The sequence below is a fragment of the Devosia sp. P3_B2 genome (assembly GCF_056402875.1).
In genome coordinates this window covers 101,992-118,722 of sequence record NZ_JBFUGO010000002.1, presented here as the reverse complement: position 1 = coordinate 118,722, position 16,731 = coordinate 101,992, and the positions used below count along the sequence as shown (strand labels likewise).

Here is a 16,731-nt window from a genome sequence, read left to right as displayed (position 1 = left end):
ATTTGCGATCTGGCAATCGGCAAAATTACGGGTGCGGTGCCGGCCGTCGGTGCGATTCCAGACGGTAGCGGCTGCCGGGATAAAGCAACCTGGCCATCGCCACCGGTCGCTTGCCCGACCAGGTGCGGCGGCGGATCATCAGGCAGGGCTCGGTGGGCTGGATCACCAGAAGCCGGCACTCCCAGGGCTGCGGCATGGCCGCCTCGACCACGTGCTCGGCGTCACTGAGCGGGGCGATCCGGCTGAGGTACACGTTGGGCGTGATGGCAGTGAAATCCTGCTTCACATACTCGGGTGCCGCCTCCGGATTGACGAAGCGATCCTCGATCTGAACCGGTACGCCATTCTCGCTGTGCACGATGATCGAGTGGAAGACGGGGCCGCCGATCGGCAGGTTGAGAGCGTCCGCCACCTCCGGGGAGGCGTTGTCGGCCTGCAAAAGCACCACGTTTGCCGAGTAGGCGTGGCCGCGCTCGGCGATCTCTTCGGCAATATTGCGCACCTCGAACAGGCCGGTGTGGCCCTTGCGTTCGGCCACGAACGAACCGACGCCCTGGATGCGCACCAGCTCGCCTTCGCTCGCCAGTTCGCGTAGCGCCCGGTTGGCGGTCATGCGGCTGACCTTGAGTTCGGCGACCAGCTCGTTCTCGGACGGCACGCGATGGTTGGGCGGCCACTCGCCGCTGCGGATCCGATCGAGCACCAACTGCTTCACCCCCGCGTAGAGCGGAGCCGGATCGTTGGCTGCGTCCTTGGCGCCCTTGCCGCGCCGGGCAGCAGCCCGCTGGTCAGCGGGATGGACGGGCGTCTGGTCGGTTATGGCAGTCTTCCTGTCCATATGCCTATTCCTTCAGCAAATTCACAAAGTGCACAATCGCTCACTTTTCGGCTTGCGCCTTGGCTTAATATGCATATGGTACCCTATACAACTGAGCACAGGCAAGCCGGCAATGCCCGAACCCGTCGCCCATCGATTGCACGCCAAGCGAGCCCTGCTCGCCGACGGATGGGCGTCGAATGTCGCGATCGAGATCGGCGTCGGCGGAATCATAGAGGCAGTTGTATCGCAAGCCGCGCCGCTGCCGGGTGATTTCGTCGCCGCCGGCCCGGTTATCCCCGCCCTGCCAAATCTGCACTCGCACGCCTTCCAGCGCGCCATGGCCGGCCTTGCCGAGATCGCCGGAACAGGCGACGACAGCTTCTGGACCTGGCGCGAGGAGATGTATCGCACCGTCGGGGCGCTGACGCCCGACGATGTCGCGGCGATTGCCACCAAGCTCTATGTGGAGATGCTGAAGGGCGGGTTCGGCGCCGTCGCCGAGTTCCACTACCTGCATCACGGCCCCGGCGGCCCGCCCTATGCCGATCCGGCGGAAATGTCGAATGCGATCCTTCGCGCCGCGTCTACGGCAGGCATCGGGCTCACGCTGCTGCCGGTGTTTTACGCCCACGCCAATTTCGGCGGCGCTGCGCCCAATCCCGGCCAGGCCCGCTTCATTCATGATGTGGATGGCTTCCTGGCGTTGCTGCAATCGCTGGGTCCCAGTTGTGCCGACGCCGGCGCAACCCTCGGTTACGCCTTCCACTCCCTGCGTGCCGCGACGCCCGATGAGATGCGCGCCATTCTCGCGGCGGCGCCCTGCTCCGGCCCGATCCACATCCACGTCGCCGAGCAGACCAAGGAAGTCGATGATTGCCTCGCCTGGAGCGGGCGCCGTCCGGTCGAGTGGCTGCTCGACGAGATGCCGGTCGACGAGCGCTGGTGCCTGATCCACGCTACCCATATCGAGCCGGCGGAGATCGCGCGCATCGCGCAATCTCGCGCCGTTGTCGGCCTCTGCCCGGCCACCGAGGCCAATCTGGGCGATGGCGTTTTCCCCGGCGTCGACTATGTGGCGGCTGGCGGCCGCTATGGCATCGGCACCGACAGCCATATTTCGACCAGCGTTGCCGACGAGTTGCGCCTGCTCGAATACGGGCAGCGCTTGCGCGATCGCCGCCGCAACCGGCTGGCCAGCGGCCCCGGCCAATCGGTGGGCCGCTCGATCTTCGACAGTGCCCGCACCGGCGGCGGACAGGCTCTGGGCCAGCCTTTGGGGCAGATCGCCAAGGGCAAGGTCGCGTCGCTCGTCGTGCTCGATGACACCGACCCCTATGTCGGCGCCGCCATTGACGACCAGATCCTCGATCGCTGGCTGTTCGCGGTCGGTGACCGCGCCGTGCGCGACGTCATGGTCGCCGGCGCCTGGCAGATCCGCGACCGGCACCACCAACAGGACGAGCAGGTCGATCGCGATTTTCGCGCCGTCCTCGCCAAGCTTTCCAAAGCCTAACGCCTAGACCTCATGCAACGACGACCGAACAGGAGAAGCAGAATGAACGCAAGACATCTGATACTCGCCGGCGCCCTCGCGCTGACCGGCCTTGCCGCTATCCCCGCGCAAGCCAAGGACTGGACCACCGTCACCATCGCGCTCGAGGGCGCCTATGCCCCCTGGAACCTCACCAATCCCGACGGCACCATCGGCGGCTTCGAAGCCGAGCTCGCCGCCGACCTCTGCGCGCGCATGAAGGTCGAATGCAAGCTGATCGCTGCCGACTGGGACGGCATGATCGAGAGCCTCAATGCCGGCAAGTTCGACGTGATCATGGATGCGCTGTCGATCACCGAGGAGCGGAAGCAAGTCATCGCCTTCTCGGTCCCCTACGCCGCGACCCCGGCTACCTTCGCCACCGTGAAGGGCTCGAGCCTCGAAAACCTCGCCGGCACCGGCACCACGGTGAAGCTGACCGGCGATCTCGCCGCCGACAAGGCCACGGTCGACACCATCCGCGACGCCTTTGCAGGCAAGACCATCGGCATCCAGGCCGCCACCGTCTACGCCAAGTTCATCTATGACAACTTCGGCGCCACCGCGACGGTGAAGGAATACAAGACCGCTGCCGAGCGCGACCTCGACCTCGCGTCGGGCCGCATCGACGCCGGCTTCGACGACGCCACCGTGTTCAAGGCTGCGTTCGAGGCCCCCGAATATGCCGACCTCACCTTCACCGGCCCGGAAATCGGCGGCCCGATCTGGGGCGAAGGCGAAGGGCTCGGCCTGCGCCAGGCCGACACCGACCTCAAGGCGCTGTTCGACGCCGCGATCACTGCGGCGCTGGCCGACGGCACGGTCAAGACGCTCAGCGAGAAGTGGTTTAAGGTCAACATCGCACCCTGATCAGCGCGTTTGCGAGGTGTCCGCCGCGATGCGGACACCTCCCCACCGCCCGGTGTCCTGCGACTTGTCTTTGACGGCTGGAGCAGTCCTTCATGACGATTTTCGACACGCTTGGATTTGGACCCACGGGCTGGGGCGGGCTGCTCCTCATCGGGGCATTGACCACCCTCGCCGTCACCCTCGCCGCATTGGCGCTGGGCTCAGTGTTCGGTGCCCTGGTTGCCTGGGCGAAGCTGTCGCGCGGCTTGATCCCGCGCTTTGTTGGCGACGCCTACACGACGGTGTTTCGCGGCGTGCCGGAACTGCTCATCATCTATCTCGTCTATTTCGGCGGCTCGCGCGCCGTCACCTCGATCGGGGCAGCGTTCGGCATCGAGGGCTTCCTCGGGTTGCCGTCCTTTCTCGCCGGTGCGCTGGCGGTGGGCGTGATCTCGGGCGCCTATCAGGCCGAGGTCTATCGCGGTGCCTTCCTCGCCGTTTCGCGCGGTGAGATCGAGGCCGCCCGCGCCATCGGCATGAACCGCATGCTGCGTTTCCGGCGCATCGTGGTGCCGCAGGTGCTGCGCTTCGCGCTCCCCGGTCTCGGCAATGTCTGGCAGTTGAGCCTCAAGGATTCGGCGCTGGTCTCGGTCACCGGCCTTGCCGAACTGATGCGCTCGAGCCAGGTCGCCGCCGGATCGACGCACCAGTATTTCCTCTTCTACGTCGTCGGCGGCTGCCTCTACCTGATCCTCACCACCATCTCGGACCGGGCGTTCGGGGCGGCGGAGAAGCGGGTGGGCAGAAGCTTCCGCGGCGGCATTGGCCGGGCCTGAGGAGAGCACGATGGACATCGCCTTTCTCTCCGACACCCTGAGCAAGCTGCTCGCCGCCCTGCCGACGACGCTGGGGCTGTTCGTCCTATCGATCAGCCTGGGCGGCATTCTCGCGCTCGGCGTCGTATGGATGCGGGTGAGCCGTAACCCGGTGCTCAAGCGCTTCGCGGCCGGCTACATCTTCATCTTCCGCGGCTCGCCGCTGATGATCCAGATGTTCCTCGTCTATTACGGCCTCAGCCAGTTCCCCGAGGTGCGCCACAGCTTTGCCTGGCCGGTGCTGAAGGATGCCTTCGCCTGCGCCGTCATCTCGCTGGCGCTTTGCACGGCTGGCTACACCGCCGAAATCTTCCGTGGCGGCCTGCAGGCGGTGCCGGCTCGCGAGATCGAAGCAGGACGCGCCACCGGCATGTCAGGCCTCACGCTGCTGCGCCGCATCATTGCGCCGATCGCGCTGCGGCAGGCCCTGCCGGCCTACTCGACCGAGATCGTCTTGATGCTGAAATCGACGGCGCTGGCCAGCCTCGTCACCGTCTGGGAGGTCACCGGCGTCGCCCAGCGCATCATCTCGCAGACCTACCGGACGATGGAAGTATTCCTCTGCGCCGCCGCGATCTACCTGATCCTCAACTTCATCATCGTGCGGCTGTTCGCCCTTCTCGAGTACCGGCTGTCACCGCATCTGCGACCCGCAAAGCAAGTTGCCACACCCCGCCCGACCGCACTGGAGACGCACTCATGACCGCCACCACTGCCCTCTCGGTGAAGAACATCCAGAAGTCCTTCGGCAGCCTGCAGGTGCTGAAGGGGATTTCGCTCGACGCGCATGAAGGCGACGTGATCTCGATCCTGGGCGCCAGCGGCTCGGGCAAGAGCACGTTCCTGCGCTGCATCAACCTGCTCGAGACCCCGGACTCCGGCGAAATCACCGTCGCCGGAGAGCCGGTCATCATGCGCAAGCGCCGCGACGGCCGCGAGGAGCCGGCCGACCACCGGCAGGTCGACCGCATCCGCTCCGAGCTCGGCATGGTGTTCCAGAACTTCAATCTCTGGAGCCACATGACGATCCTCCAGAACCTCATCGAAGGTCCGGTGCATGTGCTGAAGCGCCCGCGCGCGGAGTGCATCGAGGAAGCAGAGGCCCTGCTCGAAAAGGTCGGCATCGCCGACAAGCGCCACCACTATCCGGCGCACCTTTCCGGCGGCCAGCAGCAGCGCGCCGCCATCGCCCGGGCGCTGGCGATGAAGCCGAAGGTGATGCTGTTCGACGAGCCGACCTCGGCTCTCGACCCAGAACTCGTGGGCGAAGTGCTGCGCGTGCTGCGAGCCCTCGCCGAGGAGGGGCGCACCATGCTGGTCGTCACCCACGAGATGGGCTTTGCCCGCAACGTCTCGAACCGCGTCGTCTTCGTGCACCAGGGACTGGTCGAGGCCGACGGGACGCCTGACGAGCTGTTCGGCGAGCTGAAGTCGGACCGCTTCCGGCAGTTCGTCTCCGGTCTCGGCGCCTAGGATCAAGCGGATGCCGACCATCGTACTCGATGCGCCGCTGAGCTTGCGGGACATTGCCGCCGTGGCGGATGGCGCGACGCTGGAGCTTTCTCCCGTGGCGCGGGCGCGCATCGCGACGGCCCGAGCGATTGTCGAGGTGCTGGTCGAAAAGGGCATCAAGGCCTACGGCGTCAATACCGGCGTCGGCGCGCTTTCCGACGTGGTGGTCGATCGCCAGCAACTGAGGACGCTGTCGCGCAACATCATCCTCAGCCACGCCTGCGGCATCGGCGCGCCGCTGGCGGCGAGCGAGACGCGCGCCATCATTGCAGCGCAGATCAACAACTACGCGCACGGCCATTCCGGCGTGCGGCCTGAGGTCGTCGACGCTCTGCTGACCCTGCTGAACGCCGGCTGCATTCCCGAAGTCCCGTCGCGCGGCTCCGTCGGCTACCTGACGCATATGGCGCACATCGCGCTGGTCTTGATCGGGGAAGGCTTTGCCACGGTCGACGGACAGCGGCTGAGCGGCGCCGAGGCGCTGGTGCGGATCGGCCTGTCGCCACTGGTGCTCGAAGCCAAGGAGGGCCTGAGCCTCGTCAATGGCACGCCCTGCGCCACCGGCCTCGCCGCCGAGGCCCTGGCTCGCGCTGAGCGGCTGTTCGACTGGGCCGACGCCATCGGCGCGATGACCTTCGAAAACCTCGGCGGCCAGCTTGCGGCATTCGACGAGCACGTGCTGGCGTTCCATGCCTCGCCCGGCCTGCAGATCGTCGGCGCGCGCCTGCGCGACGCCCTCGCCGGCAGCGAATTGCTCACGGCAGCGCAAGGCCGCCGGACACAGGATGCGCTGAGCCTCCGGGCCATCCCGCACGTCCACGGCGCCGCCCGCGACGCGCTCGCCCACGCGGCCGAGGCGGTCGACCGAGAGCTCGCATCCGTCACCGACAACCCGCTGGTCGCCGGCTCGCCCGAAGCCCCGCGGGTTCACTCCGAGGCCCACGCCGTCAGCGCCGCCATCGGGTTGAGCATGGACGCCCTAGGCGTTGCCGTCGCCGAAGTCGCCGCCATGTCCGAGCGCCGGCTCGACCGGCTGGTCAATCCGCTGGTCAGCGGCCTGCCGGCATTTCTCGCGGCCGACAGTGGTGCGGCGTCCGGGTTCATGATCACCCAATACGTCGCCCTGTCGCTCGTCAGCGAAAACCGTCGGCTCGCCGCACCGGCCAGCCTCGATGGCGGCATTACCTCGGGCCTGCAGGAGGATCATCTGGCCCACGCCACACCCGCCTCGCTGAAGGCCCTGGCGATCCTCGACAACGCCGAGCAGATTTTCGGCATTGAACTGCTTGCCGCGGGGCAAGCCTACGAGCTTCAGAACAAGGAGCTGCGGCGCGCCGCAAAGACCGACGCCCTCTATCGGGCGATGCGCGCCAGTGTCGGTCCCTACACCGACGACCGGCCGTTTGCGCCCGATCTCGCAACGGCGCGGACCCTCATTCGTAGCGAGCGTCCCTGACCATGACCGATCCCATCGACACAATCTGGCTCAACGCCCGCATCACAACGCTCGCCTCCGGCGCACCCGGGCTCGGGATCATCGAACAGGGCGCGATTGCCGCGAAGGACGGCCGCATCGCCTGGGTCGGCCCGATGGCCGAGTTGCCCGCTTCGCTCGCACCGCGCGAGACCGTCGATCTGGAGGGCCGCTGGGTAACCCCCGGCCTCATCGATTGCCACACCCATCTCGTCTATGGCGGCGACCGCGCCCGCGAGTTCGAAATGCGGCTTGCCGGCGCCTCCTACGAAGAAATCGCCCGCGCCGGCGGCGGCATCATCTCCTCGGTCCGCGCGACACGGGCCGCCAGCGAGGCGGAACTGATGACCAGCGCCCTCCGCCGGCTCGACGCGATGCTCGCCGAAGGCGTCACCACTATCGAGATCAAATCCGGCTACGGCCTCGATCTCGAGAGCGAAATCCGCATGCTCCGGGTGGCCCGCCAGCTGGCCGAACACCGGCGCGTCTCCATCGCCACCACCTGCCTCTCCGCCCACGCCCTGCCGCCCGAATATGCCGGCGATCGAGCTGGCTACCTGAAGCTGGTGATCGACGAAATCCTGCCCGCCATCGCGGCGGAAGGCCTCGCCGATGCGGTCGACGGCTTCGTCGAAGGCATCGCCTTCTCGCCAGCCGAGATGGCGCCGGTGTTCGAGAAGGCCAAATCTCTCGGCCTGCCGGTAAAGCTCCACGCCGACCAGCTCTCCAATCTCCACGGCGCGCGCCTTGCCGCCGAGCACGGCGCGCTGTCCGCCGACCACCTCGAATACACCGACGAGGACGGCGCGGCAGCGATGGCGCAATCCGGCACCGTCGCCGTGCTGCTACCAGGCGCGTTCTACGTACTCCGCGAAACGCAACTGCCACCGGTCGCCGCCTTCCGCCGCCATGGCGTGCCGATGGCTGTGGCCACCGATAGCAACCCGGGCACCTCGCCGATCACCTCGCTGCTGACCACCATGAACATGGCGGCAACACTGTTCCGGTTGACGGTCGACGAGTGCATCGCCGGCGTCACCCGCGAGGCCGCACGGGCGCTGGGTCGGCTCGGCGAAACTGGCACGATCGAGGCCGGCAAATCTTGCGATCTCGCCCTCTGGGACATCGAGCGCCCGGCCGAGCTCGTCTATCGCATCGGGTTCAACCCGCTGCACCAACGCATCTGGAGGGGCCAGTGACCAACGTTGAACTGCTGCCGGGCGCCGTGTCGCTCGGCGCCTGGCGGAGCATTTATCGCGGAGCGGCCGTCACGCTCAGCGCGTCGAGCCGTCCGGCAGTGGAGGCCGGCGCCGCGACGGTCGAGGCGATCGTCAGGAAGGGCGAGCCGGTCTACGGCATCAACACCGGCTTCGGAAAACTCGCGAGCATCCGCATCCCCGATGCCGACCTCGCCCAGTTGCAGAAAAACCTCGTCCTCTCCCATGCGGCGGGCGTCGGCGATCCCCTACCGGCTCCCGTGATGCGCCTCGTCATGGCGCTGAAGCTCGCGAGCCTTGCCCAGGGCTTTTCCGGCGTACGCTGGTCGACCATCGAGCATCTGAGCGCCTGCATCGCCAAAGACCTGATGCCGGTCGTGCCCGGCCAGGGCTCCGTCGGCGCCTCGGGCGACCTTGCCCCGCTCGCTCACATGACCGCGGCCTTGATGGGCGTCGGCGCGTTTTTCGTCCAAGGCGCAGTAGTCCCGGCAGAGCAGGCACTCGCCGCCGCCGGTCTGGCGCCGCTGGTCCTCGGCCCGAAGGAAGGGCTGGCATTGCTCAACGGCACCCAGGTCTCGACCGGCCTCGCGCTGGCCGGCCTGTTCGAGGCCGAGCGCGTGTTTCAGGCTGCACTCGTCACCGGCGCCCTCGCCACCGATGCGGCGCGCGGCTCGGACGGGCCGTTCGATCCGCGCATCCACGCCGTCCGCCCGCATCGGGGCCAGACCGAGGTCGCCACGGCGCTCCGCGAACTGATGGCCGGCAGCGCCATCCGCGCCTCGCACCTCATCGGCGACACCCGCGTACAGGACCCCTATTGCGTGCGCTGCCAGCCGCAGGTGATGGGCGCCTGCCTCGATATCCTGCGGCAGGCAGCGACTACCCTCGCCATCGAGGCCAACAGCGTTTCGGACAACCCGCTGGTCTTCGCTCGCGAGGGCGAGGTCATCTCCGGCGGCAATTTCCACGCCGAGCCGGTGGCCTTCGCGGCCGATATCATCGCCATGGCGATCTGCGAAATCGGCTCACTGGCCGAGCGCCGCGTCGCCATGTTGGTCGATCCCGCCCTCTCGGGTCTGCCCGCCTTCCTCACCCCCAAGCCGGGGCTCAATTCCGGCTTCATGATCGCGCAGGTAACCGCAGCGGCCTTGGTCTCTGAGAACAAGCAGCGTGCCTTTCCCGCAAGCGTCGATTCCATCCCGACCTCGGCCAACCAGGAAGACCACGTTTCGATGGCGACTCACGGAGCGCGGCGCCTGCTGCCGATGGCCGAGAACGCCGCCAACGTCATCGGCGTCGAGCTTCTCGCCGCCGCGCAGGGCTGCGATTTCCATCAGCCGCTGATCTCCAGCACCCCGCTCGAGGCTGCCCGCGCGCTGCTGCGCACCCTCGTGCCGCACCTCTCCGACGATCGCCATTTCGCCCCTGATATGGCTGATGCCGCTATGCTCGTGCGATCGGGTGAGCTTGGCGCGAGCACCGCACGCGAGCTGCCGGGCGTCGTGGAGACCGGGCAGTGACCGAGAGCTATTTCGACGTCGCTGTCATCGGCCTCGGCGCCATGGGCGCCAACGCCGCCGCGCAACTCGCGGCGCGAGGCCTCAAGGTGATCGGCATCGACCGCTTTTGGCCCAACCACGATCGCGGCTCCTCGCATGGCGACAGCCGCCTGATCCGTCTCGGCTATTTCGAGGATCCCGCCTATGTGCCGCTGCTGCGCCGCGCCTACGCCAACTGGCGGGCGCTCGAAGCGCGGGCGCGCGAGGACCTGCTGACCATCACCGGCGTGCTGCAGATCGGCCGGCCGGACGACCCGATCGTCAAGGGCACGCTGGCCTCGTGCAAGCTCCACGGCCTCGCGCACGAACTGCTCGACCCGCAAGCCATGCGCGACCGCTTCCCGGCTTTCCAGCTCGACGGCGACGAAGTCGCGGTATTCGATCCACAGGGCGGCTTCCTCCGCCCGGAGAAGGCCGTGATGGCGGCGCTCCGCCTCGCCGGCGCCGATGGCGCGGCGCTGCATTTCGGCGAGCGTGTGCTGGCGATCGAGCCCAGCGATGCGGGCATCCGCATCGTTTCCGACACCGGCACCTATCGCGCCGGCAAGGTCATCGTGGCGACCGGCTCCTACATTGCCGATCTCGTGCCCGATCTCGCGGGTCTTGCGACGCCCATCCGCCAGGTCGTCGGCTGGTACCACCCACGCGATACCCTCGCGACCGCGCTGGGCCGGATGCCCGTGTTCCTGCGCGGCGAAAGCGCCGCAGGCTCCTTCTTCGGCTTCCCGGCGCTCGGACCGGAGGGCGTCAAAATCGGCAAGCACGCCCATTTCCACGAAGTGATCGACCCCGAAGAGCCCAACCCACCGGTCAACGAAGCCGACCGAGCCCTCCTTCACGACTTCATCACCCGCCGCCTCCCTGCCGCGGCGGGATCACCGAGCGGCTACGTCACCTGCCGCTACACCATGCTGCCCGGCGACGACTTCCTTATCGATGTCCTGCCTGCGAACCCGAACATCATCGTCGCCTCGCCCTGCTCGGGGCATGGCTTCAAGTTCGCAAGCGTCGTGGGCGAAATCCTCGCCGACCTCGCCGCGGAAGGACAGACGGCGTTGCCCATCGACGCGTTCTCGTTCGCGGCGCTGACCCGGCGCGCCGAGGCAATCAAGGAAACGGCCTGACTTATGACCTCCCCTACCGACTGGCTCACCGTCCACCGCGGCACGGCGCCGCTCATCGTGAGCCTGCCCCATACCGGCACCATCATCCCTGCGGAGCTGGAGCCGGCGTTCGTGTCGCGTGCGCTCGCCCTCAGGGACACCGACTGGTGGATCGACCAGCTCTACGACTTCGCCGCAGGACTGTGCGCCACGGTCATCCGTACGGCCATTTCGCGCTCGGTGATCGACGTCAACCGCAATCCCTCGGGCGCATCGCTCTACCCGGGCCAGAACACCACCGGTCTCTGCCCCACCACCAGCTTCGACGGCCGGCCACTCTACCGACCCGGGCAGGAACCGGACGCCACGGAGGTCGACCGCCGCCGTGAGACGTATTTCACCCCCTATCACGCCGCACTCAAGGCCGAGATCGTCCGGCTGAGAACTGCGCACCCTCGTATCGTGCTCTACGACTGCCACTCGATCCGTTCGCGTGTGCCCCGGCTGTTCGAGGGCGAACTGCCGAACTTCAACATCGGCACCAATAACGGCCCCACTGCGGATGCCGCCGTTGCGACGCTGGTGGAGAACTATTGCGACGTACCCGGGTTCTCGCGCGTCACCAACGGCCGGTTCCGGGGCGGCTGGATCACCCGCGACAACGGCGATCCCGCCCACGGCGTCCACGCGATCCAGATGGAACTGGCCTGTCGCGGCTACATGGACGAAACCGAAGACGACCTCCCCGCCCCCTATAGCGAGACCAAGGCAGCTCCTATGCGAGCGATCCTGCAACCGACGCTTGCCGCCCTCGCGCAGTGGGCCCAAACCGGGACTGCGTGAGGGCGCCCGGCGACAGGCCGAGAAGGTCCGGTTTGAGCCGGAGAGCAGTCGCAGTCCGCTTATGCGCTACCCGACCGCCCGCCGAGGCAGCCTGCGATTGGCATCAAGCGACTACCGGAACTCCTGCGCGATTTCCCAACATTTCGGGAGGGATCCGCAAAAGCCGCGGTTCGGCGCCCCCAAGGACGATCGATCGGCCCATTCAGAGATGTGACGCTCTTTGCGACTAGCTCCGAATGAGCGGTAACACAGTCCTCAACCTTCGAGGTGAACATGACCCTGGGACCGTCCTGGGGTCGTGGAACGTCACGGGTTAGTCGCCGTGGCAAATGTGTTTTCGGCACCTGCAAAGGAAATTCCCTGCCCTTGCGACGCGGTTACGTCTCGGCCGGCGCCTTCCGTACCGAGATGCCCTCCAGTTGGGCGCAGGCACAAGAGGCCCGAGTGTCCGTTTTGGGCCACAACCGGACGCTCACCGGCGTCCGCTCTGCGCCATAATCGGACGTTAGCCCCTGCACACAGACTCTTTCGGGCTCCAGCGCAATCGCTGCGCCGCGCCTCGGGGCTAGCTGTTGATCATCGGGGCAAGGGTGCGAACGGCGGTGCGAAGGGCCGACTCGGGCATGCTCGCGTAACTGAGCAGCAGGGTGCTCTCGGCAGGCGCGGCGCCGAGATAGTGCCGGCGCATGAAGCTCAGGCCAATGCCGCGCTTATCGGCGTTCTCGAGGATCGTCGCCTCGTCGAGCCGCCGGGGGAAGCGCACGGTCGCGTGCAAGCCGGCTGAAATGCCGTCGACCTCGGCCTCGGGCAGTTCAGACCTGACGACCGCGAGGAGCGCCTCGCGACGGTCGCGGTAGACCGCGCGCATCTTGCGCAGGTGCCGATCATAGTCGCCGGTCGTGATGAAGTGAGCCAGGGAGAACTGCTCGATGCGGCCGCGGCCGCAATCCATCAGCCGCAATTCGTCCTCGAGCGTCAACAGCAGATCGGCGGGGACCACCATCCAGCCCAGCCGCAGTGCAGGGGCAAGCGTTTTGCTCGCGGTGCCGGCATAGACGACGTGGCCGGGAGCAAGGCCTTGAAGCGCACCGATCGGGGCACGATCGTAGCGGAACTCGGCATCGTAGTCGTCCTCGAGCGCGACCGCGTTATTGTCGCGAAGCCAGCTTGCGAGCGCGAGGCGACGTGCGCCGCTCATCACCACGCCGGTTGGCGATTGGTGAGCGGGTGTCAGCAGCACCGCCTGCGCCCCGCTCCTCGCCAGCGCCGCAACGTCGATGCCGTCCTTGTCCACGGGGATGGGGATGAGCTTCAAGCCGGCAGCGAGCCATACGTCGCGGTCGTAGTAGCCCGGATCCTCGAGCGCGAGCCGCGTGACTCCACGACGTTTCAACGCCCGCGCCATAGAGGTCCGCGCCTGCTCGAAGCCGCTGGTGATCAGGATCTGGCGCGGATCGGCGCTGACGCCACGCACGCGCCCGAGGTAGTCCGCCAACGCCTGGCGCAAGGGCAGGACTCCGTAGCGTTGTCCGTAGCCGAAGTCAGCGGGCGCCATCGCCTTGAGCGCAGCCTCGACCGCCTTCAGCCAGCGTGCGGAGGGGAAAGTCGACAGGTCCGGGCTGCCGGGTCGAAAGTCATAGTGGAAGGAGAGGGTCGAGATGCTCTCGGGCGGGAGATTGTCCTGGACCTGCTGGCCCGGCGCCGTATCCGCCACGCGCGGCACCGCGCCCTGGCGCAGCGCCAGGTAGCCTTCGGCGGCAAGCTGGGCGTAGGCTTCCATCACCAGGGGTCGCGAAATGCCCAGATCGCGGGCAAGGTCGCGGGTCGACGGTACTTCGCTCCCCGGTCGCAACGTGCCACCGCGGATGGCGTCGCGCAGCTGCCTTTCGACCTGGGCCTGCAGGGATCCTGCCCCTTGGCGATCCACGCTGATCAGCAGCTCGGCATCTCGACTGGACAAGTGTTTCCGCCTCAACTGGTCATTAAGTACCTACCCAGTTTGCCATAGCTTCCTCCTTGCCCGCTAGGGCGTCGAGCCCCGTGCAGAACAGGGCCGATCCCATCAGTCGAACCGTTGGAGAAGCAAATGGCCATCGCCGATTTCGCCCCCGCTGACCGTTCCGTCCAGTCACCCCTGGTCCGCGGTTACCATACGATCGTCCAGTTGCTCGCCGCCCGCCGGGCAGCGCGAGCCAAAAGGGACGCATTGCAGAACCTGCTCTTTGCGCCCGAGCACCTGCTGCGCGATGTCGGCGTCACCCGCGAGCAGCTGATCGAGCAGATCGGGCGCAAGGCCGCCACGCGCCAGACCTGGTTCCCGTACTGAGTTGGAGAAACTGACCATGCCCAAGCAAATCCTCTTCATTCAAGGCGGCGGCGACGGAACGCACGACGCCTGGGACAACAAGCTTGTCGCGAGCCTCGAAGCCGGACTCGGCCGGGACTATGCCGTTCGCTATCCGCGGATGCCGAACGAAGGCGATCCGAACTACCCGGCGTGGAAAGCCGAGCTCTACAAGCAATTCGACGCGCTGGACGAGGATGCGATCCTCGTCGGCCATTCGGTTGGTGGTGCGTTTCTGATCCACGCCCTGGCCGAGCACCGGCCGAAGCGGAAGTGGAGTGCGGTCCTGCTCATCGCGCCCCCCTTCTTCGGCGCCGGCGGCTGGCCTGACGATGAAATCGACCCTCGGAAGCTGGCCGAGCTTACCGTCGACCTTCCCGTGTTCCTCTACCACGGCGCCGCAGACGCTGAAGTCCCGGTCGAGCACATGAAGCTCTGCGCGGCCGCTATCCCGCACGCCACGCCCCGTCTCCTCGCGGATCGGGATCACCAGCTCAACAACGACCTGGGTGACGTCGTGCGGGACGTCCGTGACCTTCAATCGCGCTGACCCACGACGATCGACGCCTCGGCTGACGTGGCGCCACGCCCCAGGGGCACCGATCAAGGAGCGGGCGCGCTTTTGGCCAGTAGCGGACTTTGGCCGGTGTAGCACCCGCCCCGATGCCGGTGCGAAACCCGTGGCCAATCGAGCGGGGTTTACGCCTCATTAACCATGCAGGGCTAGCCTTAACCACTCAGTAAGGATCCCCTCCGTGAACAGCGCCGCACCTTCTATCCAGAAGAAGTCCATCCGTTTCCGGGCGCGCTCGTTTGTCGCCTTCGCGCTGACGCCCGAGGCACCGTTGGGCGAGTGGCTGGCTGGGCTGGATCGCTGGACCGAGAACTCGCCCGGGTTCTTTGCGGGTCGCCCGGTGGTGCTCGACCTCAATGCGCTGAAGCCGAATGCGCGCGAGATCGGCACGCTTGTCTCGCTGCTCGCCGACCGCGGAATTCGGGTCTACGCGATTGAGGCGGACGGAATCGACGTTCTCGGCGCCGACCTGCCGCCCCTGCTCAAGGGGGCCAAGACGACGCTGCTCGACGAACCCGTCGGAAGGCCCGGCAGCGCCACGGAAAAGAATGCTGCGCCGGCCAAGAAGGACGATGCGGCCGAGCCGAAGTCGCTGATCATCAAATCACCGGTCCGTTCTGGGCAGTCGGTGTTTCACCCACATGGGGACGTCACCGTCCTCGGCTCGGTAGGCTCGGGTTCCGAGATCATCGCCGGGGGATCCATTCATATCTATGGCACGCTGCGCGGCCGCGCCTTCGCTGGCGCCGCCGGCAACGCCGAGGCCCGCATCTTTTGCCAGAAGAATGAGGCGGAGCTGCTGGCTGTCGATGGCTGGTATCGCACCGCCGACGACATGGAGCCGTCCTCGCGCGGCCGGCCGATACAGGCCTTTCTCGATAACGGCACGATTTGGATCGCAGCCCTCGACTAGTGAAGATTGGAGACAGGAACATGGCCAAGGTAGTGGTCGTCACATCGGGCAAAGGGGGCGTGGGCAAGACAACCTCGACTGCCGCTCTCGGCGCTGCGCTGGCCCAGATGGGCCAGAGGGTGGTCGTCATCGACTTCGATGTCGGCCTGCGCAACCTCGATCTGGTGCTGGGTGCTGAGCGGCGCGTGGTGTTCGATCTCATCAACGTCACACAGGGCGTGGCGAAGCTCTCGCAGGCGCTGATCCGCGACAAGCGTCTCGACAGCCTGTTCCTGTTGCCGGCGTCGCAGACGCGGGACAAGGACGCCCTCACCGAGGAAGGTGTGGCCCGGGTCATCGGCGATCTCAGGGAGAAGTTCGATTACGTGATCTGCGACAGTCCGGCGGGAATTGAGCGGGGCGCGCAGCTGGCGATGCGATTTGCCGACGAGGCGGTGATCGTGACCAATCCCGAGGTCAGCTCGGTTCGCGACTCCGACCGCATCATCGGGCTGCTCGACTCCCGTACTCTGAAGGCCGAGCAGGGCGAGAGCATTTCCAAATACATCCTCGTGACGCGCTACGACGCGGCGCGTGCGGCGCGCGGCGAGATGCTCAACATTGACGACGTGCTCGACATTCTCTCGACGCCGCTGTTGGGGATCATTCCCGAGAGCGAAGGCGTCCTGCGCTCCTCCAATGTCGGCTCGCCGGTGACGCTCAACGAGCCCACCAACATTGCCGCGCGCGCCTATATCGAGGCAGCACGGCGGCTGAGGGGCGAGGATGTGCCGATGGTGCTGCCCGTCGACAGGAGAGGGCTTTTCGATCGGCTGTTCGGCAGGAGGGCGGCGTGAACCTGCTCGACCTTTTCAAAAGACGCGGTAGCGCACCCGTCGCTCGCGACCGGCTGCAGGTGCTGCTGGCCTATGAGCGGAACAACCGCAACCAGCCCGATCTCGTGGCCATGCTGCGCGAGGAGATCATGGCGGTGATCACCAAGCATGTGCAGGTCGATCAGGATGATGTCCGCGTGAGCATGGATCGCGGCGAGACGACGTCCACCCTGGCGATCGACATTCACATCCCAAACGCAGGCGCGCCGGCGCATTAGGCGCCGGCCGCGAACTGACAGTTC

The 16,731-nt window shown here is 66.8% G+C and carries 17 protein-coding genes; 15 read left to right on the top strand and 2 right to left on the bottom strand.

Annotated features, from left to right (window positions below):
* Positions 1-25 precede the first annotated feature (25 nt).
* The gene (gene hutC / locus AC1DV8_RS03265) at positions 26-838 is read right to left on the bottom strand and encodes a histidine utilization repressor (RefSeq protein WP_477156467.1); all 813 of its coding nucleotides are present in this window, start codon (positions 836-838) and stop codon (positions 26-28) included.
* Between the two features lie 112 nt (positions 839-950).
* Between hutC and hutF the strand changes: the two genes are divergently transcribed.
* The 10 genes from hutF (at position 951) to hutG (ending at position 11,783) form a co-directional block, all read left to right on the top strand.
* The gene (gene hutF, locus AC1DV8_RS03260) at positions 951-2,333 is read left to right on the top strand and encodes a formimidoylglutamate deiminase (protein ID WP_477156466.1); all 1,383 of its coding nucleotides are present in this window, start codon (positions 951-953) and stop codon (positions 2,331-2,333) included.
* A gap of 42 nt (positions 2,334-2,375) precedes the next feature.
* Positions 2,376-3,221, top strand: a complete 846-nt coding sequence (locus tag AC1DV8_RS03255; protein WP_477156465.1) for a transporter substrate-binding domain-containing protein — start codon at positions 2,376-2,378, stop codon at positions 3,219-3,221.
* A gap of 92 nt (positions 3,222-3,313) precedes the next feature.
* Positions 3,314-4,036 carry an ABC transporter permease gene (locus AC1DV8_RS03250; RefSeq protein WP_477156464.1) on the top strand — a complete coding sequence of 241 codons (723 nt, stop codon included), beginning with the start codon at positions 3,314-3,316 and terminating at the stop codon, positions 4,034-4,036.
* Positions 4,037-4,046: 10 nt separating this feature from the next.
* Positions 4,047-4,778, top strand: coding sequence for an ABC transporter permease (locus AC1DV8_RS03245; RefSeq protein ID WP_477156463.1), 732 nt, complete (start codon positions 4,047-4,049; stop codon positions 4,776-4,778).
* Entirely contained in the window at positions 4,775-5,548 is a 774-nt protein-coding gene (locus AC1DV8_RS03240; RefSeq protein ID WP_477148610.1) for an ABC transporter ATP-binding protein, read from the top strand. The genes AC1DV8_RS03245 and AC1DV8_RS03240 overlap by 4 nt, the downstream gene beginning before the upstream one ends.
* A gap of 10 nt (positions 5,549-5,558) precedes the next feature.
* On the top strand, positions 5,559-7,043 hold the full coding sequence (locus tag AC1DV8_RS03235; RefSeq protein WP_477156462.1) for an HAL/PAL/TAL family ammonia-lyase: 1,485 nt from the start codon (positions 5,559-5,561) through the stop codon (positions 7,041-7,043).
* A 2-nt stretch (positions 7,044-7,045) separates the two neighbouring features.
* On the top strand, positions 7,046-8,260 hold the full coding sequence (gene hutI / locus AC1DV8_RS03230; protein WP_477156461.1) for an imidazolonepropionase: 1,215 nt from the start codon (positions 7,046-7,048) through the stop codon (positions 8,258-8,260).
* Positions 8,257-9,798: a histidine ammonia-lyase gene (gene hutH, locus AC1DV8_RS03225; protein ID WP_477156460.1), complete on the top strand. Its 1,542-nt coding sequence runs from the start codon at positions 8,257-8,259 to the stop codon at positions 9,796-9,798. Before hutI ends, hutH begins: the two co-directional genes overlap by 4 nt.
* A complete protein-coding gene (gene solA / locus AC1DV8_RS03220) occupies positions 9,795-10,961 on the top strand; it encodes an N-methyl-L-tryptophan oxidase (protein ID WP_477156459.1) in 1,167 nt (388 codons plus the stop codon). Before hutH ends, solA begins: the two co-directional genes overlap by 4 nt.
* A 3-nt stretch (positions 10,962-10,964) precedes the next feature.
* A complete protein-coding gene (gene hutG, locus AC1DV8_RS03215) occupies positions 10,965-11,783 on the top strand; it encodes an N-formylglutamate deformylase (RefSeq protein WP_477156458.1) in 819 nt (272 codons plus the stop codon).
* A gap of 565 nt (positions 11,784-12,348) precedes the next feature.
* Here the strand turns inward: hutG and pdxR are convergent.
* Positions 12,349-13,743 carry a MocR-like pyridoxine biosynthesis transcription factor PdxR gene (gene pdxR / locus AC1DV8_RS03210; RefSeq protein WP_477156457.1) on the bottom strand — a complete coding sequence of 465 codons (1,395 nt, stop codon included), beginning with the start codon at positions 13,741-13,743 and terminating at the stop codon, positions 12,349-12,351.
* Between the two features lie 126 nt (positions 13,744-13,869).
* On the opposite strand from pdxR, the gene AC1DV8_RS03205 reads away from it, so the two are divergent.
* The 5 genes from AC1DV8_RS03205 (at position 13,870) to minE (ending at position 16,707) form a co-directional block, all read left to right on the top strand.
* Positions 13,870-14,109 (top strand): hypothetical protein, encoded by a 240-nt coding sequence (locus AC1DV8_RS03205; RefSeq protein WP_477148603.1) that lies wholly within the window; start codon positions 13,870-13,872, stop codon positions 14,107-14,109.
* Positions 14,110-14,125: 16 nt separating this feature from the next.
* Complete coding sequence (locus AC1DV8_RS03200; protein ID WP_477156456.1) at positions 14,126-14,677, top strand: alpha/beta hydrolase; 552 nt, start codon at positions 14,126-14,128, stop codon at positions 14,675-14,677.
* Between the two features lie 205 nt (positions 14,678-14,882).
* The gene (gene minC, locus AC1DV8_RS03195; RefSeq protein WP_477156455.1) at positions 14,883-15,614 is read left to right on the top strand and encodes a septum site-determining protein MinC; all 732 of its coding nucleotides are present in this window, start codon (positions 14,883-14,885) and stop codon (positions 15,612-15,614) included.
* Positions 15,615-15,634: 20 nt separating this feature from the next.
* Complete coding sequence (gene minD / locus AC1DV8_RS03190; RefSeq protein WP_477148600.1) at positions 15,635-16,450, top strand: septum site-determining protein MinD; 816 nt, start codon at positions 15,635-15,637, stop codon at positions 16,448-16,450.
* A complete protein-coding gene (gene minE / locus AC1DV8_RS03185; protein ID WP_477148599.1) occupies positions 16,447-16,707 on the top strand; it encodes a cell division topological specificity factor MinE in 261 nt (86 codons plus the stop codon). The genes minD and minE overlap by 4 nt, the downstream gene beginning before the upstream one ends.
* The last annotated feature ends 24 nt before the right edge of the window (positions 16,708-16,731 follow it).